Here is a 21,449-nt window from a genome sequence, read left to right on the forward strand (position 1 = left end):
ATGATGTTTTCAGTAACATGCAATTCTCTTTCGTTCATTAGGAATAAATAACTTGTTTTAACATATAAAGTGCGACACTCCATATGATGAGACCAGAAAATTTATTTAATAATACGATTGTCTTTCCGGTTGAGTCTAGCCTTTTTAGAAATTTCCCCGCTAAAGCTAAGCTTATAAACCAAATCCAAGAAACGATAATAGTTGCAAGTGTGAAAGCCCATTTTTCATTTCCTATGTATTGAATCGAATTTGTTCCAATTACACCGATTGTATCTAAAATTGCATGTGGATTTAATAATGAAACCGATGCAGCGAAAAGTATTTGTTTTTTTACTGGCATACTTTTTTCTTGTTTTACATCGTTGGAAGGGTTACTTCTCCAAATAACAAAGCCCATGTATAGGAGAAAGAAAAATCCAATTATATATAACGAGTTATTTAGCCAAGAAAAAGTAAGGAGTACAAGGGAAACACCTTGTACCGCTATCAATATGAGTAACGTATCACATATAGAGGCAGTTAATACGACAGGGGCTGCCCTCCAAATATTTGGTTGGCTCGCACCTTGGTTAAAGACGAAAACATTTTGAACACCTAATGGAATGATAAGACCAAATGCAAGAATGATCCCATGAATAATTGCTTCACTCATCATATTTCCTCCTATTTAAATTTATTATGATAGTGTATATTGTATAGAAGAAATGAAAATTTGTATCCATATTCATACGCAACATTAGAAGAAATTGAAATAGGTATAAAAAAACTTGCACAACTAATGAAAAAGTAAGAGGAGAAAGTAATGAAACAATATGTAATTTGCCAAATTATCAATGGAGAAAAATATTTAGCTGCTTATGCGGAGACGAAGCAGGAAGCAATTGAAAAAGCAGAATTGTTAGGATTACGAACGGGAAATCGATACACCGTTATTACTGCAGAGGAAGCAGAAGGGTTAACTTATCCTTAAACAACGTATAATAATGATACAGAAAGTAAATAAGCTTAGTAATATATTATATTACTAGGCTTATTTTTTGAAAGCGTTACGTGTTCTCGTATAAAAGATAATAATATTATGAGTCAAGTTGACGGAAATAACGATTTGATTTTCGATCCTGATTTCCGTTTCTATAGTTATCAATATATTGTCTGAAATTCCACGATTGTAAAAACTTATTTGCGGCGTTATAACCAGAATTGTATAGCCACTCTTTTTCTTCCATTGTTAACTCAAAGTTTGTACTAGTAATGGATCCTGTTGGGATTGTAATTGTTCTTGCTTTTGATTCCTTGTCTAAATGACGTAAATCATGGGCTTGCATCATTGTTTTAAAAAGTCCTTTGAACATGGAGATAGGCTCGTTGTAGTGGGCTGGGTCAGCTTGAATCTCATCTTTTACGAAATGAAACCCAAAAGTCGGCCAGCGGGGAGAGGTAGGGGAGTCGAAAATCCAAATTGGATAATTGCTTAAAATTCCTCCATCAACCATATAACAAGGCTGCTTCCATTTTGGGGTTCTCCATTTTACCGGTTCAAAAAAGAAGGGGATTGTACTACTCATTCGTACAGCTTTAGCAATAGAGAAGCGATAATTTAAAAATCCGTAGTTCGGTAAGTCATCAGGAAAGATAACCATTTTACCATTACTTATATCAGAAGCGATAATTTTAAGCTTATTTAAATCAGGTAAATCTGTAAATAAGTGAACTCCTTTTTTTCGAAGTAATTCTTCAATCCATTCTTCGATAAAAATATTAGAGTAAATACCAAGAGTAGTCCATGCGCTTAATCCTTTTCCAATAAACGGGATTCTGTCAATAAAGGTTCTCTTCGTAAATTTATCATAATCAATATTTGTTATAATCGTTTTTAGCTCTGAGCAAGAGTATCCTGCTGCTAGGAGCGCAGCGATAATCGAACCAGCTGATGTTCCAGCTACACGTTCCCATTCATAGCCTTTTTCAGCTAACGCGCAAATTGCCCCTACATGCGCAATTCCGCGTACACCGCCTCCTTCAAAAACACCATCAATCTTCATAAAGTCATACTTCCTTTCACATAAAATATTTGAAAATGGCAAAAAAGCACGTATTATACGTGCTTTTTTACAATAGTTTTTAAATTTACTAGCAGCCTACAAAGCCACCCCAACAGCTAGCTCCGATGATGATTAGAAGGATAAATAAAACGATTAATAAAGCGAAGCCTCCATAACCACATCCACCACAACTACCGCCGTAACCGCCGTAACCGTAACCGCCGCAACTATATCCGTAACCCATGTGGAATTCCTCCTTAAATTAAAAATAAAAATGAACGAGGGGAAAATGTACTGGAAGAAATAATGAACTATCGTGTTTGTAGGAACAATGTATACTATGCTTTTTTTAACTTGTTCGCGTATGAAGGAAGAGCCCGTTTTTTTGGAGGCTTGTTGTTTTTATAAAGAATGGAGTATAATTTTTGTGCGATGATACAAATAAGTATGTAAATATAAGGAGAATGTATGAATAAACAAATTGAAGTATTAATTGATAAATATGGGCTGACGCATTTAAAAGAGGAACTTATGAATACTGTATTTCCTTGTATAAAAGTTGTGCCAAAGCAGGAGGAAACAGTAGCGATAGGTAGTTCGAAAATGGGAGGGGTTCCTGACTTGCCATTTACATTTGAATATCCAACGCATAAAGGAAATACGTTACAGTTTATTGCACAATTTAATTTAAAGGATTTACAAAATATTGGTATGAATCACGATCTTCCTAAGACGGGGATGTTATATTTCTTTACCGTGGAAAATTACTTTGAAGAAGATGTGAATCCAACTGGAGCGGGGCGTGTGCTTTATTATGATGTTCCTGTAGAGCAATTACGAAGAGGAGATGAATTGCAAACGAATTATAACCAGTGTGCAATTACTTTTGAATTAACGTATAAATTGCCAGAGCTTTTCATTGAAGATGAGGCTGATTCGGACCGTTTCTTGCAATTACTTGAAGAGCTAATCCCAGACAACTATGATAACCATCAAATATTTGGTGAGCCATTTTCTGTACAAGATGAGGTATTATACGAGACTGGACAATATATGGACATAGATCCGCAGCAAATGACGCTTTTATTCCAAATTGATTCAGATACTAAAAATTGTAATATGATGTGGGGAGATTTAGGGATGCTTTATTTCTGTATAGGAAATGAAGACTTGAAAAATCGACGTTTTGAAAATGCATGTTGTGTATTACAAACTTGTTAATGAAAAGGGTTGTTCTTGTAAAAAGAACAACCCTTTTACAATGTTAAATATGCATAATCTCATATGACCTATACGAAAAAGTATTGTATACTCTGAAACTATACGATACTTTTTCGTATAGTTATAGAATGTAAGGAGTGACATGATGGGAAAGACAAGTAAGTATGTGACAGCTGCCGCACTTTGTTCAACTATAGTAATGGGGGGCTTACACGCGTCATCTGTATCTTATGCAGCTACAAATCAAACTGTAGCGACATCGCAATCAGATACAAAGTTGTTAAATGATTTCAAAAAAGAATTAAAAAAACAGGTTGATAATCGAGAAGAAAATATTACAATCACATATAAAACAAAAGATAGAAATGCTAGAAGTATTATGGATGAATTGTATGGCGAGTTTAATAAAATTGTAGATGCAGATGAGTATGTAAAATATAATGTAGCGTCTACTAGATATTCCATTAAAGGGTTACCAGGAAACTATACATTTACACTGCAAGTGAAGTACCGTGAATCGAAAGAGCAAACACAATATGTAAAATCTCAGGCAAAAGCGATTATCGGCTCGATTGTAAAACCAGGGATGGATGATCATGAGAAAGTAAAAGCTATTCATGATTACGTTGTAAAACATGTATCATATGATACGTCTTATCAAGCATATACAGCATATGAAGCATTAGCGAATCGCTCTGCTGTTTGCCAAGGATATACGTTATTAACATATGAATTGCTAAAAGGAGCAGGTATCCAAAACCATATTGTAACAGGTACAGGAAATGGACAAGCTCACGCATGGAATTTAGTGAACATTGAAAACAAATGGTATCATCTTGATACAACATTCGATGATCCAGTACCAGATAAAGCTGGGCGCGTAACATATTCATATTTTAATATGTCTGATGAACAATTAAGTAAAGACCACGATTGGGATCGTAGCAAATATCCAGCAGCAACTACAAGCTACTTTAATGAATTAACAAACAAAATAAAAGCGGGTAGTTCAAAGACTGTGGCGTATGAACAAATGTTAAAAGAAACAAATTTAAAATATATGTCTACACAATACGGAGCAGAGAATTATAGTGATTTTAAGAAGAAATTACAGCAACAATTTGCTTCTAAGCCAGAAAAGGTAGAAGTACGATATAAGCAGTCTATGGATGGGACGATGCAAGATATAAAGAAAGCATTAAATGAAATAAATTGGCCAAAGGGTGCAAAGCGTGTATCTTATCAAGTAGCACCTTATAGTGCGATGGCAGATTATTCATTAGCGACAATTACATTTACGTATTAATCGGTGAAAGAGAGCATCTGTAAAGGATGCTCTTTTCCTTATGTATTACTACAAAAATCAGAATTATATGATAAAATGAAAGGAGGAAGGATGTGGAATCTAAATGAATTTGTTCGAGAGTGATATTTTTACATTGATATATACTTGTTTAGTAATCGGACTTATCGTTTTGTTTTTCCTATCATTTACTTTGTTTATTAGAAGAGTATTTCTAAACAGCGCTGCAAAAAAACAACAAGTGATGCATATGAATCAGAAGCTAGATCGAATTATTGAATTGCTTGAAAAAGATAAGGAATAGCGATAAAAGAAGTATGAAAAGGGGAAAGAGAATGGCCAATTATATAAAAGAATTACGCGAAAAAGTAGGGCATGATTATGTTTTCTTAAACTTTGCCGGTGGTTTTGTATTTAATAAAGAAGGAGAAGTATTACTGCAAAAAAGAGGTGACTTTAACGCTTGGGGCTTTCCAGGGGGGGCAATGGAGATAGGAGAATCGGCTGCGGAAACTGCAATTCGAGAAATAAAAGAAGAAACCGGGTATGATGTAGAAATAAATGAACTTATTGGAGTGTATACAAAATATTTTCAATCATATCCAAATGGAGACAAGGCGCAGTCAATTGTGATGTGTTTTTCATGCTCAATAGTTGGAGGCGACAAAAAAGTAGATGGTGATGAAACGTTGGATTTGAAGTTTTTCCCGTTAGACAACATGCCACCGTTATTTTGTAAACAGCATGAAGATTGCCTGCAAGATTTATTGGAGAAAAGGGTAGGGGTATATCGTTAACATATAAAAAAGAAGCTAAATGAGATTAGCTTCTTTTTTATGTTTTATTTATTTCCACCAATCATCAAACATTGATGCTGGTACTTGTCTTTTATGCTCACTCACTGTGTAACGTTTTTCAATCTTTTCTGCAACGTCAGCTGGAACTGTTTTACCTTCTAAATAGTCATCAAGTTGATCATACGTAATACCTAACTCTGTTTCATCAGCTTGACCTGGCTTTTCATCTAATAAATCAGCTGTTGGCATTTTTAAGTAAAGTCGCTCGTCCGCACCTAATTCTTGTAATAGAGCGCGTCCTTGGCGTTTCGTTAATCCCGTTAATGGTAATAGGTCTGCACCACCATCTCCGAATTTTGTAAAGAATCCTGTTACAGCTTCTGCAGCGTGATCTGTTCCGATAACAAGGAGCCCTTTTTGTCCACCGATTGCATATTGTGTAACCATGCGGATACGTGCTTTTACGTTACCTTTATTGAAATCTGTTAACGATTCATCTAATAAGTTTTCGTATTGATTTGAGAAAGCATCAACAGTTGAAGCGATATCAAATGCAACAGATTGATCAGCTTGAATAAATTGTAATGCTAATTGCGCATCATCTTCATCTTTTTGCACTTTATAAGGAAGGCGCACGGCGATAAACGTTGCATTACCACCTTCATTACGAATTTCCTCCACTGCAAGCTGAGCTAAACGTCCAGCTAATGTAGAGTCTTGTCCGCCACTAATTCCAAGTACAAATCCTTTCGCACCTGTTTTTTTTACATAATCTTTTAAGAAATCAACACGTTTACGGATTTCTGCTTTCGGATCAATTACAGGTTGAACGTGTAATGCTTTCATAATCTGTTCTTGCAATGTCATTATGTTTTCCTCCTATTCATATTAAAGCGGTAAATAAGTTTATATGTATATTGGTACATACTTCTATCCTTTATTATTTCGCAAAATTAACGAATATACAATAGGATGTGTGTATGAATATGAATGTAGTCATTATAATGAAACTGCATCGTTTAAGCAATTTTTTTGAAATCTTTCAATAATGTAAGGTTTTTGTCATTTGAATCGATGGAAGGGATTTCCGTACTTTACTAATATAAGAACATAGTTAGTAGAAGGGCGGAGAAGTAATATGAATATTAGAGAACTCGCATATCGGAATGTGACGCGAAATAGACGAACATATTCAGCATATTTTTTAAGTAGTGCATTTGCTATTATGGCCTTTTTTGTTTATTCGTTTTTTGCGTTTCATCCGGCATTAAGTGCTGGAGAATTGGGACGATATGTGTTCGTAAGTATGTCTTTTGCACAGTCCATTATTTACTTATTTACATTTTTCTTTATTTTATATTCGATGGGAATGTTTTTAAAAACGAGAAAGCGTGAACTAGGAATTTTAATGATGTTAGGTATGACGAAATATCAATTAAAGCGTCTTATCTTTTTTGAAAATATTATGATTGGAATAGGGGCAATTATTTTTGGGATACTTGCTGGAATGCTATTTTCCGGAATATTACTATTTATAGCTCCAATGATATTAAAGTTAGATATTTCCTTATCTTATTACATTCCAATGAAAGCCATTGTTGTAACGAGTATTATGTTTTTCGTATTATTTATGATCATTTCATTGTTTAGTGCAGGAATGATTCGAAAAAATAAAATTATGAAATTGTTTAGAGGATCGGCAGAAGCGAAGCCGGAACCGAAAGCATCCATTATTTCTTCTATATTAGCAGTTATATTGCTTAGTGCCGGATATGCAGGAGCGCTTATGTCACACGGTACAATGGTATTTATCATGATGATTCCTGTTACAACGGTAGTCATTATTGGTACGTATTTGCTGTACAAGCAGTTGAGTGTTTTTATTATTAGACTATGTAAAAAAAGTAAACGTTTTTATTGGACACAGACAAATATTATTACGTTGTCAGATTTAGCTTACCGTATGAGAGATAACGCAAGAATGTTCTTTATTGTAACGATAATTTCAACTGTAGCATTTTCAGCAATAGGTACATTAGTTGGCTTTACATCAATGACAAAGGCGGTTATGGAGAGACCAATTGCGTTTCACTATCATTCTAAGCAAGGAAATAGTAATGAATCACAGCATTTGAAGATGATTGACGAAGGGTTAAAGAAACATAGTATAGCAGCTTCAAAAACTAATATTTCAACAAAGAAAACGGAGGAGCAGTCGTTAAGAAGCGCCACGTTTATAAAGGAATCAGACTATAAGGAATATGCGAAGTTAACAGGAGAACCCTTTCATGAGGGATCCAAAAAAGAAGTTTTATTTTTGGCAGTTGATATACCAGGACCACCGATGAAAGAAAGAAAAGAAGTTATGTTGCCACATTTGAATGAACCTTTAAAAGTGAAAAAAATTAATACGTCTTCATTAAGTAAAATAATAAGAGGTAACGTTTATGTAATCTCTAACAAGCAGTATGATGCATTACAAGATGGATTTAAAGAGGAAAAAAATTATGTATACAAAACAGAGGGAACGAAAGATGAAATTGAGGTTGGGAAAGAACTAACGCATCAGATGAAACCTTATGAAGAACATGCAACGTTTAGTGCAGAACAGTACGCACAAAACCAAAGTTTACAAATTGCAGGACCAATTCTATTTGTAGGTTTCTTTATCGGTATTGTATTTTTCGTATGTGCAGGAAGCTTCCTTTATTTCCGTTTGTTTTCTGACTTGGAGGATGATACTCGTTTGTTTGAAATGATTCGAAAAGTAGGCTTAACAAGTGGAGAATTATCGAAAGTAGTTACAATTCGATTGGCGCTTTTATTCTTTGTTCCAATAGGTGTTGCAACATTACATGGGGCAGTAGCGTTAACTGCACTCGGACAGATGTTTGAGTACTCACTATTTAAAGAAAATGCGATTGTATTAAGTATTTTCGTAGGAATTCAAGTTGTATATTTTTTACTGATTCGATTTCGTTATTTAAAACAATTGAAAGAGAGATTACGTATTCGTTAAATGTGTTTTTTTAACTTGAGTACAAAATTTTCTAAAAAGAGGCAGGTATTACCAAAAAGTGATAAAATGGAAAAAGCGAGGTGAAAAAATTAATAAATAGTAAGGGAGGAAGTAATATGAAAGCAACAGGAGTTATTCGAAAAGTAGACGAATTAGGACGAATTGTAATTCCTAAAGAATTACGTGATGTATTGGGAATACAAATTAAATCACCGCTTGAAATTTTCGTAGAAGAAGACAAAGTCATTTTACAAAAATATCAACCTTACAATGCTTGTCAAATAACAGGTGATGTTTCAAATCAAAACATATCATTAGCAAATGGAAACATTACTGTTAGTATAGATGGAGCGAAATATTTAATAAAAGAAATAGAGAAGTTTTTAAACAAGAGTGAGGCTTAGTCTTAATTTATATTATTTTAAAAATTTCATATCATTCTTGAAAGACAGTAAAAGGACCAATTTAGTGGTCCTTTTATTTTGGTTATTGGTTGTACCAATCGGATTTTTGATGTCTACAAATTACGAGATAAATAAAAGAGTAGTATAAATTTCGTAAGCCTTATTGAGAAACATTTTTAAGGAAGGAAAACGAAACACATAAAACGAATGTTAAATGTAAGTGCTTTCAAAAGTGGTCTGAAATGAAAATAATATATTTTCAGGAGGGATTACAATGAATAGTAGTACAGCGAATAAACAAAAAGGTATACAATTGATTCCTTTTACAGTAGATAAGGTGGTTGAACAAGTAAATGAAATTCCGCCAGGTGTACAACTCATTCATGCTCCACAAGTATGGGAGAAGAGTACAAAAGGAAAAGATATTGTTGTTGCAGTATTAGATACAGGGTGTGATATGAATCATATAGATTTAAAGGATCGTATTATCGGCGGAAGAAATTTCACGAAAGATTACGAAGGAGATCCAAATATTTATCTTGATAATAACGGACATGGTACTCATGTAGCTGGGACAATTGCAGCGACTGAAAATGGAGTTGGTGTTTTAGGAGTCGCACCACTTGCTAAAATGTTAGTGTTAAAGGTTTTAGCAGGAGATGGTTCTGGAAGTTATGAGCAAATTATTGAGGCGATACATTATGCTGTAAATTGGAGAGGGCCTAATAAAGAAAGAGTTAGAGTCATTTCCATGTCACTTGGTGGCCCGCAAGATGTTCCAGAATTACATGAAGCAATTCAAAATGCAGTAAAGCAAGATGTTCTCGTCGTATGTGCTGCTGGAAATAATGGAGATTGTAATGATAATACGGAGGAACTAGATTTCCCAGGTGCATACTCAGAAGTAATTGAAGTGGGTGCCGTCAATTTAGAGCGGAAAATCGCATGTTTTAGTAATTCAAATCAAGAAATTGATTTAGTGGCGCCAGGCGATGAAATATTATCTACGTATCCTGAAGGGAAATATGCGGTATTAAGTGGAACTTCTATGGCCACACCGCATGTCGCTGGAGCACTGGCATTGCTCATAAAGCAGTGTGAAAGGGAATATGGTAGAAAGTTATCAGAACCAGAAATATATGCACAACTTATTAAAAGAACTGTACCTTTAGGATATGAACGTACATCTGAAGGGAATGGTTTATTAGATTTATTAAAAGAATAGAAAATACTAAAAAACATTTCATATTCATATGAGATGTTTTTTAGTATGGTTCTGTCGCATATATAGTGGAATCTAGTCTTGAATTCTTTTTCAAGAAATGTTTGTCGTAGCTACATCTATTTTTTCGAAGTAGAAGTTATGCATACAATAAAATGGAAAGATTGAGTTACTTACGGGACAATTCTATCGGGATTTTTTTAGACATTCGTTAATTATTTCGTATTCTTTGCTCGGTAGTGATATCAAAAAAGTGTGCTTTCGCTAAACTAAAAGCTAATGGAAGTGTATCGTTAGTTTTAATCTCGGAACGAGCGTTAATTCGCGCAATAAAGTTTTGGTTTGAAAGTTTTCCATGAATCATCGTTTCAGCACCTAATAATTCAGCAACTTCTACTGTAATCTCGACTGTGGATTCAGGAGTAGATTGCAGAACGATAGGTTCATCATGAATGTCTTCGGGACGAATACCGAGTATGATTTTTTTTCCATTATACCCTTTTTGCTTTAATGTTTTTAGTTGACCATCTGGTACTTTGAAGCGTATATTTTCCATGTGAAAATAGCTATCTTGTAATGTCCCGGTAAAGAAATTCATAGCTGGAGAACCAATGAATCCGCCAACAAATATGTTCTCAGGAGTATCATATACTTCTTTTGGAGTTCCAACTTGCTGGATGAGCCCATCCTTCATAACAACAAGGCGTGATGCCATTGTCATTGCCTCTGTTTGATCATGTGTCACATATATAGTGGTCGTATTTAAACGGCGGTGAAGTTTAGAAATTTCTGAACGCATACTTACGCGTAATTTTGCGTCTAAATTCGATAGAGGCTCGTCCATTAAAAATACTTTTGCATCCCGGACTATAGCTCTTCCTAGTGCAACCCGTTGGCGTTGTCCACCTGATAATGCCTTTGGTTTTCGTTGTAAGTAATCTTCTAGCCCTAAGATTTTTGCCGCCTCCGTTACCCGGCGATTAATTTCATCTTTTGGAAGTTTGCGTAGCTTTAAGCCAAACGCCATATTATCATACACAGTCATATGCGGATAGAGTGCGTAATTTTGAAATACCATCGCAATGTTGCGATCTTTTGGAGCGACATCATTCATACGATCCCCATCAATATAAAACGAACCATCAGAAATGTCTTCTAGCCCTGCAATCATACGTAGAGTTGTTGATTTTCCGCACCCAGAAGGACCGACAAATACAATAAACTCTTTATCTTTAATATGTAAATTAAAGTCAGAAACGGCAGTGATTTTATTATCATAAACTTTAAAAATATGATCTAATACAAGTTCGGCCATAAATATCCACTCCTTTTTGTAATTGATAGAATTATAAGATTATTAAAGGCGTAAGTAAATTGGCATTGTGCACAAAAGAATGAGGAGCTTTTATGCAAGTTTACAGATTTAAGATACGAGAAAGCTCCTGTAGAACTTAAGTTCATCTATAGATATAGGAAGAAAGTATTCTTTTCTCGTAGAAAAATAAGTTTATAGAGTTTCCCAGTCACACAAGAGACTATAAAACGATGATGATATAAGAGAAATGAATATTGTATCGTCTTTCACGAGATATCTAAAGAAAGAAACGCCATATAAACTGCTACTGCACCTTCAAAGGTTTTTATATTAATCCCTGTTTTTTCAATGAATTTATCAATTCGATACTGCAAAGTATTACGATGTAAATATAATTGTTTAGCTGCAAGAGAGACATTTAAGTTACACTGGAAGAATACTTTAACGCTATCTATTAGTTCTTTATCGTTTGAAATATTTTCTAATAATTGATTCGTGTATTTTTTTCTTTCTTCTTTTGGTAATGAAATCATTAATTGATAAGGGAGAAGTTGTTCAATGTATGTAATTTTTTTTGATAAATAGGGAGAAAGAACAGAAAATAATGTTCGTTCCCATTGATACAGGTAAGTAAATTCAGTTGTTTGCGAATAACGTCTTCCAACAAAGAAGGATAGGGATATAAAAAAATCTGTTTCTAGTGTATCTAAGGCTGTTTGCAATACAGATTCCGTTATGTTTTCTTCTAAGATGAGGACACCGGCTTGCGAAGTTTCCCATAACATTGTAGTAGTAAAAGAAAACATAGACTGTAAAGCATCTTGAAATTCTTCTCTTTCTACAATAGATTGTGTTGTGAAGAAGTGTAAAAAACGAACTGATCGTATAGGGATATTGTTATTTCTGTATAATGCTTCGTACCATGATTTTTCTTTTTCCGTTTTATAAAATGTATCAGCATGAATGGGTGTTAAGATGGATGAAAGCAATTGATGTTCCTTTTGATGTAATCGAATTTTTCGAATCCCGACTTTATTTCCTTCAACTAAAAACCAGCTATAATCTTCTGACAACACAGCTTCATTGATTTTTATATCCTCACCATAATATGTTTTTAATTGTTGAATCATAGGAACACTCTCTTTCCAAAATAGTAGTAACAATATATTAAAGAAGTATAGATTCATTGCATTTATCTTTAAATTTTTGCACTAGAATCTAGTTTGTTTTTGCTAGAATTTATAGCGTTTCTGTATTGTGAAGGAGATAGATTCGTTTCTCGTTTAAATGATTGTGCAAAGAATGATTGTGAAGAAAAACCGGTAATGGTTGAAATATTAGAAATCGAATAGTTAGTAGTTTCTAACAAAATTTTACTTTCTCTAATACGAGTTTGAATTAAATATTCAATAGGCGACACACCGACGAATTTTCTAAAGGAATGGGATAGATAATATTTATTAATATGACTAATGCTTGCTAATGTATCTAGGCTGATATTTTCGTGAAAATGCTGCTTAATATAGTTTTTAATAAATTCAATATCTTTATTAATTTTTTGAGTAGATGTTTTCTCTACATTAAAAGATTTTTTTCGCATCATCTTAAGTAATAAAATTTCCAGAATATTTTGTATAATCAAATCATAATCTTCTTGATGGTTTTCCACTTCTTCGACCAATTGCTGAAGGTAGAAGAGGAAGTTTTTTTGATCCTGTTTATAGTTATGAATAGTGACAGGACTGGGATTTTCTATGGATGAAAAGGACAGGCCTTGAATACCAAGTGCAATATATTCGAGTGGATGATTTGTATCAGACTTTTCCGTGTGCTCGATATTTGGATTGACGATAATCAAATTGTGTTCTTGAACAGGGATTTCTTCTTTGTAAAAGATAAAAGTGCCTTTGCCCTTAGTAATATACAATAGCTCTGTAAAGTGATGAGCATGAATGGTACTATGCCAATCTTTATCGTATTTTGATTTTGTAATATAAAGAAGTTTTACTGGAAGATGGTTTCGTTGAAATTGTGGAATCTCATATACTTCATTGGACAAATGAATCCCTCCTTCTTAGAATTTTTATCTATTTTATAAAGATTTTAGTGGGATATTCAGTAAAAAGCAAGATATCTAAAAAACAGAACAAGATGTTTATTGTGAAAGCGTTATCTATTTTGTATTCTTTAATTATGAAAGGAAGATTAGGAGATGGGGGTAAGATAAAGATGAAAAAAAAGTTATTGTTGTCTGGAATGACAGCTTTGTTATCTTTTAGTTTAATAGCTTGCCAAAGTAATACTACAAAAGTTGATAACGCTAAGGATGGTAAAGGCTCCAGTGAAAAACAAACCCTTCATGTGGCAACACTTGAATCGGCTTATGGTAAAGAGATGTGGAACAAAGTGATTGACGCATATGAAGCTGCTAATCCTAAAGTTGATGTTAAATTGACAGTGGACAAAAATCTTGAGGATGTCATAGGATCAAATATGAAAGCAGGAAAGTATCCGGATGTTGTGTTGTTGGCAACTGGGAGAAAACAGGCGCTAACAGAAACTTTGATTAAAGATAAAGCATTAGAAGACATTACTGATGTTTTTGATAAAAATGTTTATGGTGAAGATGTTAAAGTCAAAGATAAGTTAGTACCAGGGCTTACTGGTACACCTGCAACTAATCCTTATAATGACGGTAAAATTTATATGGCACCGATGTTCTATAGTCCAACTGGATTATTTTATAATGCTAGTTTATTAAAAGAAAAAGGTTGGGAAGTGCCGAAGACTTGGGACGAAATGTGGGCTTTAGGAGATAAAGCGAAAGCAGAAGGGATTTCATTATTTACTTATCCTACTACAGGCTACTTTGATACATTCTTCTATTCTTTACTACTAGGGGTGGGCGGGCCTGAGTTATTTAATAAAGCTATGAAATATACAGATGGTGTTTGGGAAACTTCTGAAGCAACAAAATCTTTTGAAATTATCGGAAAATTAGGAAAGTATACAGAGCCAACTACTGTTGCGAATGCAAATGATAAAGACTACAAGAAAAATCAACAGTTGATTCTCGATAACAAAGCTTTGTTTATGCCAAATGGTACGTGGGTAGTTGGTGAAATGAAAGAAGCTCCTCGATCTAAAGGGTTTGAATGGGGCATGATGGCTTTACCAACACTTGATGCTAATAGCGACCGTTATGCATTTACTTTCTTTGAACAAATGTGGATTCCATCGGCAGCTAAAAATAAACAACTTGCTAAAGACTTCATGACGTTTGTTTATTCGGATAAGGCAGCTGAAATTTTTGCTGAGTCGAGTGCGATCCAGCCTATTAAAGGCCTTTCTAATAAACTGACAGGTGAAAATAAATCATTCTATAGTATCTATGATAATGGAGTGAAAGTGGGAATAGGTGGATTTGCTGCAACGAAAGCTGTTGAAGGTGTAAGTATGCCAGATACATTATTTAGAACGATTGACAGTGTTGTTTCTGGTGATAAAAAGGTGAAAGATTGGCAAAGCTCTGTTGAAAAAGTGAGTGACCAATTACGGTCTGCATTAAAATAAATTCGTTTTCACTATGTACAATGGTGAGTCGCCTAGTCTCACCGTTGTACTTATTAATTGAGGTGATGGCATGAATAAGACGACAGAAAAAAGAATTTTTATTTTTGTTTGTACTGCACCGGCACTAATCCTGTTAGCCATTTTTATGATTGTTCCTACGATTGAGGTATTCAGGATGTCCTTATATAAGTGGGGAGGATTTTCTAATAATAAGGTATTTGTTGGGCTCGAAAACTTCAAGATTTTATGGAATGATATGAACTTCTTTCGGTCTCTCCAAAACAGTATAGTTTTGATTGTTATCGTCACACTCATCACGATGGTGATGGCGATCTTGTTTGCCACTTTGTTAACAAGAGAAAAAATAAAAGGAAAAAGCTTCTTTCGAATTATTTTTTATATCCCTAATATTTTATCGGTTGTAGTTATCGCGGGAATATTTTCTGCAGTTTATGACCCAACTACAGGGTTGTTAAATAATTTACTTGCTTTATTTAACCTGGAACACCTACAAAAGATGTGGCTCGGAAATCAGAAAATTGCCATTTACAGCATTGGCGGGGCGCTCATTTGGCAAGCAATTGGCTACTATATGGTCATGTATATGGCGGCAATGGCAAGTATCCCGGAAAGTTTTTATGAAGCATCTGCTTTGGAAGGTGCTGGACGGTTCAGACAATTTTTTAGTATTACTTTACCGTTAATTTGGAACAACATTCGGACGACGTTAACTTTCTTCGTTATTAGTACGATTAATTTAAGTTTTCTTCTCGTTCAAGCAATGACTGGCGGCGGACCTGATGGATCGACGGAAGTGTTTTTAAGCTACATGTATAAGCAGGCTTACACGAATTCTTCTTACGGTTACGGTATGGCTATTGGGGTGGTCATTTTCTTATTCTCATTCGCATTATCTGCAATTATCAGTGGTGTTACTAAAAGGGAAGTGTTGGAGTATTAAGGAGGTCCAAAAACGATGGAAACACAAAAAAGAATGACTACAGAAACAGCTTATCGAGATCCAAAAACGATAGAAACACAAAAAGAAGTGACTGTAGAATCAGCTTATCCAGCCCCAAAAACAATGAAAACACAAAAAGGAATGACTACAGAAGCAATGTATCGCTGCTTTATCTACGTAGCACTTATTACGTTAGCAATTTCAATTGTTATTCCTGTTGCATGGGTTTTCTTAGCCTCAGTGAAGCAAAATTCGGAGTTTTATGGAAGCCCTTGGGCCATGCCGAAAAGTTTCTATTTTCAAAACTTTATCGATGCTTTCCAAAAGGCAAACATGGGTACCTATATGTTGAATTCAGTCATGGTAACTGCGTTGGCCCTTCTTATTTTATTGATTGTGGCTTTACCAGCAGCTTATGTGTTGGCAAGATATACCTTTAGAGGAAGTAAATTAATAAATACTTTTTTTAAAGCTGGATTATTCATCAATGTGAACTACATTGTTGTGCCAATTTTCTTGATGTTATTGGACGGAGATAACTTTTTACGAGGCCAACTAGGTGATGGATTGCTATTAGACAATTTATTTATTTTAGCTGTGGTATATGCGGCGACGGCGTTACCATTCACGATTTACTTGCTGTCTAGTTTTTTTCAATCGCTTCCATCCACGTATGAGGAAGCGGCGTTGGTCGATGGTGCCGGATATTTCAAAACAATGATTTCAGTTATGATTCCGATAGCTCGTCCAAGTATTATTGCCGTCATTTTATTTAATTTTCTTGCCTTTTGGAACGAATATATTATAGCTTTAACATTAATTCCAGGGCCGAATAAGACGTTACCTGTTGGGTTAATGAACTTGATGGCAGCTCAAAAATCTGCTGCAAACTATGGTCAAATGTATGCAGGAATGGTTCTTGTCATGCTGCCAACTTTGATTTTATATATCATTGTTCAAAAAAAATTAACACAAGGAATGACCCTTGGTGGTTTAAAGGATTAGAGGAGGATTTACATGAAAAGGAAAACAGGCCGAGTTACTTTACCGAGTGAAGAAAATTTTCTTAAGGAAACGAAAGAATTAATGGAACGATGGGGTGCAGATGCGATTCGCGATAGTGATGGAACAAAACTAGATAATGATATTAAACAATTGGATGCGAAAATTTATACGACCTATTTTGTTGCTCGAGCTCACAATGAGTTCGCAGAGAAGCATATGGATGAATGCCAGCAACTTTATTTAATGAGCTTGTTCAATACTGCGATTACTGACACCCTCGAAATTGATTTTATGAAAGGCTACTTTGAGGAACAATTAAAACCGGATTACGTTCACAGTCCAAAAAAATACTGGGAGGTTATTGATCGGACAACAGGAGAAGTTGTTGACGTTAATGATTGGGAAGTAAACGAAGATCAAAATCGTGTTTTGATTACGAAGGCGATTCCTTGGCATGAATATACGGTTTCATTCCTAGTCTATGCGATTTGGGATCCAACCCAAATGTACAATCATATTACTAATAATTGGGGAGATAAGCCACATGATATTCCTTTTGATGTCAGGCAGCCACATTCTAATGAATTTATGAAAACCTATTTAAAACAATGGCTGACAGAAAATCCGGATACAGATGTGGTCAGGTTTACAACGTTTTTCTATCATTTTACCCTTGTATTCAATAATCTTGGCAAAGAGAAGTTTGTCGATTGGTTCGGATATGGTGCTAGTGTTTCAGTTGCTGCTTTGGATGCTTTTCAAAAAGAAAAAGGCTATCGCTTAAGACCAGAGGACATTGTTGATCAAGGTTATTATAATACTTCGTTTCGAATTCCAACCCCAGCTTTTTTAGATTATATAGATTTTGTTCATAAGTTCGTTGCTGAAGAAGCAAAGAAACTTGTGGATATTGTCCATGAAAGTGGAAAAGAAGCAATGATGTTCCTTGGTGATAACTGGATTGGTACAGAACCATATGGAAAATACTTTGAAAATATCGGATTGGATGCAGTTGTAGGCAGTGTGGGCGGTGGAGCCACATTGCGTATGATTGCAGATATACCACATGTTCGATATACGGAAGGGCGGTTCTTACCTTATTTCTTTCCAGATACTTTTTACGAAGGTAACAACCCGACGATTGAAGCGAATGAAAATTGGCTAACGGCGCGTAGAGCTATACTGCGTAATCCTGTTGATCGTATCGGATATGGGGGGTATTTAAGTCTAGCGTATCAATTTCCAGAATTCATCTCCTATATTGAAAAAGTTACTGAGGAATTTCGTGAAATTCATGACACAATCAAAGGTGTGAAACCATATAGCGGTCTTAAAGTTGCGATTTTGAATTCTTGGGGCAAGTTGAGAACTTGGCAAACACATATGGTTGCTCATGCACTATGGTATAAACAAATTTATTCTTATTTAGGCGTTTTAGAGTCCTTGAGTGGGGCTGCCGTGGAGGTTTCGTTCATTAGTTTTGATGATGTCATGAATGATGGGATACCAGAGGATATTGATGTAATCATTAATGCCGGAGATGTGGGCACAGCTTTTTCAGGGGGGGCTAATTGGATTAATGAAAAGTTAGTCACTACAATCAGAGCTTGGATGTATAATGGCGGAGGATTCATAGGTATTGGGGAACCTACAGCTTATCAGCATGAAGGACATTATTTTCAATTGGCAAATGTCTTAGGCGTTGACAAGGAACTCGGATTCAGCTTATCAACAGATAAATATTTTATTAATCCTGTTGAAAATCATTTTATTTCTGCTGACAGCACCCAATTTAATTTTGGTGAAGGAATGAAAAATATTTATGCGTTATCAGAAGAAACCGAAATAATCGAATATTCAAATGGAGAAGTTCATCTTTCTGCTCATCCGTTTGGAGAAGGCAGAGCTGTCTATATAGCAGGGCTTCCATACAGCGAAGAAAATACACGTCTGCTGATGCGTGCGTTATACTATGCTGCCCATAAAGAAGAAGAATTTCAAAAGTATCATGCGAGCAACATTTATTGTGAAGTTCATGCATATCCATCCATCCGAAAAATGGCGATTGTTAACAATTCGATGGTCGAACAAATGACGTTTGTCTACGATGGACAAGGAAACAGGATAGAAGTGACGTTGGCACCTAGTGAAATCAGGTGGGAGGATTTTTCAAATGAAGGCTAATATCGTATTCGTTATTAAAATTGTTGTGTTTCTCGTATGCCTATCTTTCATTATCGTCTACCAAAAGACAGCTGGTAAATTTGAACTGGGTATGATGTTAATTGGATTAGCTGGTCTCTTAGGGCTGCTTTATAATTACAATCGGAAATACGTATAAATCAATTGGGGCAAGTGGATTGATTACGAAATCGCAGGTCTATGTTTAACGATAATGAACATAGAAAACTACTCAGTGCATCAAATACAAACTTAGGGGTGCAGACAAATGAAAAAGGCAGTCGGTATTGATATTGGAGGAACGAAGATTGCAGCGGGAGTTGTTTCAGATACAGGCGAACTGCTCGAACGTACGGAAGTAAAAAGTGATCCTTTAGACCGGGAAAAAATGTTTGGTAGAGTTGTAGAAGCTGTGGAACAAGTTCTCAGAAAATTATCAGTTTCCATCTCTGATATTGAGGGTATTGGCGTTGGAGTACCGGGAAAAGTGGATTGTGAGAATGGAATTGCCGTTTTTCAAAACAATTTACCGTGGAGCCAGTTTCCTATTTCAGTCCGTTTGCAGGAGCAATTTGGAATCCAGCGGATTACGATTGACAATGATGTCTATATGGCGGCTTTTGCTGAATGGAGAGCAGCACATGTAAAAGGAAATGAAACCTTTGTCTACGTGACTATAAGTACGGGAATATCTTGTTCTATCATTCATAAAGGCTCATTTTTTAGGGGAGCAGGATTTGCTGGAGAACTAGGTTTGATCCCTGTTCTATCGAAGGGGATCAATGAACGATTAGAAAAAATCGCTGCTGGGCCAGGGATCCAGAGAATAGCCGAAAGAGACTTACAGGTAGGTACGATTTCAACAAAAGATGTTTTTGCTAGTTATATAAATGGGGTACCAGAATATCAGTCCATTATCAATGAGGTAACTGATTATTTAGCTCAAGGTCTTTATAAGATTTCCTGTTTATTAGATCCACATAGAATGGTTTTTGGTGGCAGTGTCATTGTGAAAAATCCATTTCTACTGGAGTTGATCAAAGTGAAGCTAAAGAGTTTTCAGCTTCCTGAGCAACAACATCTTTTGGAGCAGATGAGCATCAGTACATTGGCACAAAATAATGGAGTTGTTGGTGCGGGATTACGAGTATTTGAAGGTATGTAATGAGGCGATGCTGGTCTTCTTTTCTTTTATGGAGAGAATGATGGCAAATAGGTAGAGGAGTGACGAATATGTTTACATTAAGTCAAGAAAAATTAGTTTCGTTAGGCGCATCGATAACAACGGCGGAAATAAGACGGCAGCCTGATTTATGGATTGAAACCTTTGCTTTGTATATGGAGAAGAGCGAGAGAATTGATGAGTTTTTGCAAAAAATAGTAACGAAACATAATCGGGTTCGAGTTATTTTTACAGGCGCTGGAACGTCTGCTTATGTCGGTGATACAGTCACCCCTTATGTAATAGAAAAAGTAGATGAACAACAGTGGGAAGTACTAAGTATCCCGACAACTACGTTAGTTTCAAATCCTTACCAATTTTTCAAAAAGGATTTTCCAACCTTACTCGTTTCATTTGCTAGAAGCGGGAACAGCCCAGAAAGTGTCGCTTCCGTACAATTAGCTGAGCAAATAGTAAGCGATTTGTATCAAATAACGATTACTTGTGCGAAAGATGGAAAATTAGCTAAACAGGCCGTGAATAATGACAAAAACTTATTGCTATTGATGCCCGAAAAATCAAATGATCATGGTTTTGCAATGACAGGGAGTTATACTTGCATGGCGTTAACGGCATTACTTGTTTTTGATTCTATATCGACTGAAGAAAAATCAAAGATAGTGAAAGAAATTTATCAAATGGGTGAAAGTGTCATTCAAAGAGAAGAAGCTATCCAAAAGATAGTAGATTTGCATTTTGACCGAATTATTTACTTAGGTTCTGGTAGTTTAGAAGGTTTAGCGAAAGAATCACAATTAAAAATATTAGAACTGACAGCTGGAAAAATTGTCACCGCTTTTGATTCACCACTAGGATTCCGGCACGGTCCAAAATCATTTGTAAACGAAAAATCATTAGTTTTTGTGTTTGTTTCTAACAATCCATATACACGTCAATATGATTTAGATATGTTAAACGAAATGCAACAAGACAACATTGCCAGCTATATATGTGCCATCGAGGTTAATGGAGAAACGAATTACGCTGGGAATAGGTTTGTATTTGGTAGCGAGGCACAGTCTGTACCAGATGCTTACTTAGCATTACCTTTTGTTATGATTGGGCAAACAATATCACTGTTAGCCTCCGTGAAAGTAGGTAATACACCAGATACACCTTCACCGACAGGAACGGTGAACCGTGTCGTTAAAGGTGTTACTATCTACGAATATGAGTAACTAGGT

The 21,449-nt window shown here is 35.3% G+C and carries 22 protein-coding genes; 15 read left to right on the forward strand and 7 right to left on the reverse strand.

What is annotated here, in order from left to right:
• Window positions 1-37 precede the first annotated feature (37 nt).
• On the reverse strand, window positions 38-652 hold the full coding sequence (locus ACTFR9_RS02465; protein ID WP_229136397.1) for a LysE/ArgO family amino acid transporter: 615 nt from the start codon (window positions 650-652) through the stop codon (window positions 38-40).
• 150 nt (window positions 653-802) lie between these two features.
• Between ACTFR9_RS02465 and ACTFR9_RS02470 the strand changes: the two genes are divergently transcribed.
• Complete coding sequence (locus ACTFR9_RS02470; RefSeq protein WP_000816383.1) at window positions 803-970, forward strand: DUF3933 family protein; 168 nt, start codon at window positions 803-805, stop codon at window positions 968-970.
• Window positions 971-1,076: 106 nt separating this feature from the next.
• Here ACTFR9_RS02470 and ACTFR9_RS02475 read toward each other — a convergent pair whose 3' ends face one another.
• Both ACTFR9_RS02475 and ACTFR9_RS02480 read right to left on the reverse strand, forming a co-directional pair.
• Window positions 1,077-2,042: a patatin-like phospholipase family protein gene (locus tag ACTFR9_RS02475; protein WP_000686816.1), complete on the reverse strand. Its 966-nt coding sequence runs from the start codon at window positions 2,040-2,042 to the stop codon at window positions 1,077-1,079.
• An 88-nt stretch (window positions 2,043-2,130) separates the two neighbouring features.
• On the reverse strand, window positions 2,131-2,286 hold the full coding sequence (locus ACTFR9_RS02480) for a YjcZ family sporulation protein (RefSeq protein ID WP_000540426.1): 156 nt from the start codon (window positions 2,284-2,286) through the stop codon (window positions 2,131-2,133).
• Between the two features lie 224 nt (window positions 2,287-2,510).
• Between ACTFR9_RS02480 and ACTFR9_RS02485 the strand changes: the two genes are divergently transcribed.
• The 4 genes from ACTFR9_RS02485 (at window position 2,511) to ACTFR9_RS02500 (ending at window position 5,363) form a co-directional block, all read left to right on the forward strand.
• Window positions 2,511-3,263, forward strand: a complete 753-nt coding sequence (locus ACTFR9_RS02485) for a YwqG family protein (protein ID WP_001041265.1) — start codon at window positions 2,511-2,513, stop codon at window positions 3,261-3,263.
• Between the two features lie 145 nt (window positions 3,264-3,408).
• On the forward strand, window positions 3,409-4,569 hold the full coding sequence (locus tag ACTFR9_RS02490) for a transglutaminase domain-containing protein (RefSeq protein ID WP_000520842.1): 1,161 nt from the start codon (window positions 3,409-3,411) through the stop codon (window positions 4,567-4,569).
• 103 nt (window positions 4,570-4,672) lie between these two features.
• Window positions 4,673-4,870: a DUF4083 domain-containing protein gene (locus ACTFR9_RS02495; RefSeq protein WP_001048096.1), complete on the forward strand. Its 198-nt coding sequence runs from the start codon at window positions 4,673-4,675 to the stop codon at window positions 4,868-4,870.
• Window positions 4,871-4,901: 31 nt separating this feature from the next.
• Window positions 4,902-5,363, forward strand: coding sequence for an NUDIX hydrolase (locus tag ACTFR9_RS02500; protein WP_000035006.1), 462 nt, complete (start codon window positions 4,902-4,904; stop codon window positions 5,361-5,363).
• A 48-nt stretch (window positions 5,364-5,411) separates the two neighbouring features.
• On the opposite strand, the gene nadE is transcribed toward ACTFR9_RS02500, so the two are convergent.
• Entirely contained in the window at window positions 5,412-6,230 is an 819-nt protein-coding gene (gene nadE / locus ACTFR9_RS02505) for an ammonia-dependent NAD(+) synthetase (RefSeq protein ID WP_000174879.1), read from the reverse strand.
• Window positions 6,231-6,501: 271 nt separating this feature from the next.
• On the opposite strand from nadE, the gene ACTFR9_RS02510 reads away from it, so the two are divergent.
• From ACTFR9_RS02510 to ACTFR9_RS02520, 3 genes are all read left to right on the forward strand, one after another.
• Window positions 6,502-8,382 (forward strand): ABC transporter permease, encoded by a 1,881-nt coding sequence (locus ACTFR9_RS02510; RefSeq protein WP_229136396.1) that lies wholly within the window; start codon window positions 6,502-6,504, stop codon window positions 8,380-8,382.
• A gap of 116 nt (window positions 8,383-8,498) precedes the next feature.
• Window positions 8,499-8,786, forward strand: a complete 288-nt coding sequence (locus ACTFR9_RS02515) for an AbrB/MazE/SpoVT family DNA-binding domain-containing protein (RefSeq protein WP_000648330.1) — start codon at window positions 8,499-8,501, stop codon at window positions 8,784-8,786.
• 274 nt (window positions 8,787-9,060) lie between these two features.
• Complete coding sequence (locus tag ACTFR9_RS02520; RefSeq protein WP_001089047.1) at window positions 9,061-10,011, forward strand: serine protease; 951 nt, start codon at window positions 9,061-9,063, stop codon at window positions 10,009-10,011.
• Between the two features lie 208 nt (window positions 10,012-10,219).
• Here the strand turns inward: ACTFR9_RS02520 and ACTFR9_RS02525 are convergent, their stop codons facing one another.
• The 3 genes from ACTFR9_RS02525 to ACTFR9_RS02535 form a co-directional block, all read right to left on the reverse strand.
• Window positions 10,220-11,323 (reverse strand): ABC transporter ATP-binding protein, encoded by a 1,104-nt coding sequence (locus ACTFR9_RS02525; RefSeq protein ID WP_000829434.1) that lies wholly within the window; start codon window positions 11,321-11,323, stop codon window positions 10,220-10,222.
• 266 nt (window positions 11,324-11,589) lie between these two features.
• On the reverse strand, window positions 11,590-12,453 hold the full coding sequence (locus tag ACTFR9_RS02530; RefSeq protein WP_000615939.1) for a PucR family transcriptional regulator: 864 nt from the start codon (window positions 12,451-12,453) through the stop codon (window positions 11,590-11,592).
• Between the two features lie 68 nt (window positions 12,454-12,521).
• Window positions 12,522-13,382, reverse strand: coding sequence for an AraC family transcriptional regulator (locus ACTFR9_RS02535; RefSeq protein WP_000064378.1), 861 nt, complete (start codon window positions 13,380-13,382; stop codon window positions 12,522-12,524).
• Window positions 13,383-13,552: 170 nt separating this feature from the next.
• Here ACTFR9_RS02535 and ACTFR9_RS02540 point away from each other — a divergent pair, with 170 nt between their 5' ends.
• From ACTFR9_RS02540 to ACTFR9_RS02570, 7 genes are all read left to right on the forward strand, one after another.
• On the forward strand, window positions 13,553-14,896 hold the full coding sequence (locus ACTFR9_RS02540) for a carbohydrate ABC transporter substrate-binding protein (protein WP_025991674.1): 1,344 nt from the start codon (window positions 13,553-13,555) through the stop codon (window positions 14,894-14,896).
• A 70-nt stretch (window positions 14,897-14,966) separates the two neighbouring features.
• Window positions 14,967-15,857, forward strand: a complete 891-nt coding sequence (locus ACTFR9_RS02545; protein ID WP_001044589.1) for a carbohydrate ABC transporter permease — start codon at window positions 14,967-14,969, stop codon at window positions 15,855-15,857.
• 15 nt (window positions 15,858-15,872) lie between these two features.
• Window positions 15,873-16,862 (forward strand): carbohydrate ABC transporter permease, encoded by a 990-nt coding sequence (locus tag ACTFR9_RS02550; protein ID WP_000449885.1) that lies wholly within the window; start codon window positions 15,873-15,875, stop codon window positions 16,860-16,862.
• Between the two features lie 12 nt (window positions 16,863-16,874).
• Window positions 16,875-19,046, forward strand: coding sequence for a 1,3-beta-galactosyl-N-acetylhexosamine phosphorylase (gene gnpA / locus ACTFR9_RS02555; RefSeq protein WP_000824198.1), 2,172 nt, complete (start codon window positions 16,875-16,877; stop codon window positions 19,044-19,046).
• Complete coding sequence (locus tag ACTFR9_RS02560) at window positions 19,036-19,203, forward strand: DUF6903 family protein (protein ID WP_000646587.1); 168 nt, start codon at window positions 19,036-19,038, stop codon at window positions 19,201-19,203. Before gnpA ends, ACTFR9_RS02560 begins: the two co-directional genes overlap by 11 nt.
• Window positions 19,204-19,311: 108 nt before the next feature.
• Complete coding sequence (locus ACTFR9_RS02565) at window positions 19,312-20,208, forward strand: ROK family protein (RefSeq protein ID WP_048556911.1); 897 nt, start codon at window positions 19,312-19,314, stop codon at window positions 20,206-20,208.
• Between the two features lie 68 nt (window positions 20,209-20,276).
• Window positions 20,277-21,443, forward strand: coding sequence for an SIS domain-containing protein (locus tag ACTFR9_RS02570; protein ID WP_229136395.1), 1,167 nt, complete (start codon window positions 20,277-20,279; stop codon window positions 21,441-21,443).
• Window positions 21,444-21,449: the final 6 nt, after the last annotated feature.

It is taken from the genome of Bacillus cereus group sp. MYBK222-1 (assembly GCF_051916425.1).
Taxonomy (GTDB): Bacteria; Bacillota; Bacilli; order Bacillales; family Bacillaceae_G; genus Bacillus_A; species Bacillus_A paranthracis.

Bases quoted from the DNA above. Each gene is read 5' to 3' on its own strand.
- ACTFR9_RS02565 (WP_048556911.1), top strand. From the start codon at position 19,312: ATGAAAAAGGCAGTCGGTATTGATATTGGAGGAACGAAGATTGCAGCG.
- ACTFR9_RS02570 (WP_229136395.1), top strand. From the start codon at position 20,277: ATGTTTACATTAAGTCAAGAAAAATTAGTTTCGTTAGGCGCATCGATA.
- ACTFR9_RS02475 (WP_000686816.1), bottom strand. From the start codon at position 2,042: ATGAAGATTGATGGTGTTTTTGAAGGAGGCGGTGTACGCGGAATTGCG.
- ACTFR9_RS02515 (WP_000648330.1), top strand. From the start codon at position 8,499: ATGAAAGCAACAGGAGTTATTCGAAAAGTAGACGAATTAGGACGAATT.
- ACTFR9_RS02470 (WP_000816383.1), top strand. From the start codon at position 803: ATGAAACAATATGTAATTTGCCAAATTATCAATGGAGAAAAATATTTA.
- ACTFR9_RS02520 (WP_001089047.1), top strand. From the start codon at position 9,061: ATGAATAGTAGTACAGCGAATAAACAAAAAGGTATACAATTGATTCCT.
- ACTFR9_RS02550 (WP_000449885.1), top strand. From the start codon at position 15,873: ATGGAAACACAAAAAAGAATGACTACAGAAACAGCTTATCGAGATCCA.
- ACTFR9_RS02540 (WP_025991674.1), top strand. From the start codon at position 13,553: ATGAAAAAAAAGTTATTGTTGTCTGGAATGACAGCTTTGTTATCTTTT.
- ACTFR9_RS02480 (WP_000540426.1), bottom strand. From the start codon at position 2,286: ATGGGTTACGGATATAGTTGCGGCGGTTACGGTTACGGCGGTTACGGC.
- ACTFR9_RS02465 (WP_229136397.1), bottom strand. From the start codon at position 652: ATGAGTGAAGCAATTATTCATGGGATCATTCTTGCATTTGGTCTTATC.
- ACTFR9_RS02525 (WP_000829434.1), bottom strand. From the start codon at position 11,323: ATGGCCGAACTTGTATTAGATCATATTTTTAAAGTTTATGATAATAAA.
- ACTFR9_RS02485 (WP_001041265.1), top strand. From the start codon at position 2,511: ATGAATAAACAAATTGAAGTATTAATTGATAAATATGGGCTGACGCAT.
- ACTFR9_RS02560 (WP_000646587.1), top strand. From the start codon at position 19,036: ATGAAGGCTAATATCGTATTCGTTATTAAAATTGTTGTGTTTCTCGTA.
- nadE (WP_000174879.1), bottom strand. From the start codon at position 6,230: ATGACATTGCAAGAACAGATTATGAAAGCATTACACGTTCAACCTGTA.
- ACTFR9_RS02495 (WP_001048096.1), top strand. From the start codon at position 4,673: ATGAATTTGTTCGAGAGTGATATTTTTACATTGATATATACTTGTTTA.
- gnpA (WP_000824198.1), top strand. From the start codon at position 16,875: ATGAAAAGGAAAACAGGCCGAGTTACTTTACCGAGTGAAGAAAATTTT.
- ACTFR9_RS02530 (WP_000615939.1), bottom strand. From the start codon at position 12,453: ATGATTCAACAATTAAAAACATATTATGGTGAGGATATAAAAATCAAT.
- ACTFR9_RS02510 (WP_229136396.1), top strand. From the start codon at position 6,502: ATGAATATTAGAGAACTCGCATATCGGAATGTGACGCGAAATAGACGA.
- ACTFR9_RS02545 (WP_001044589.1), top strand. From the start codon at position 14,967: ATGAATAAGACGACAGAAAAAAGAATTTTTATTTTTGTTTGTACTGCA.
- ACTFR9_RS02490 (WP_000520842.1), top strand. From the start codon at position 3,409: ATGGGAAAGACAAGTAAGTATGTGACAGCTGCCGCACTTTGTTCAACT.
- ACTFR9_RS02500 (WP_000035006.1), top strand. From the start codon at position 4,902: ATGGCCAATTATATAAAAGAATTACGCGAAAAAGTAGGGCATGATTAT.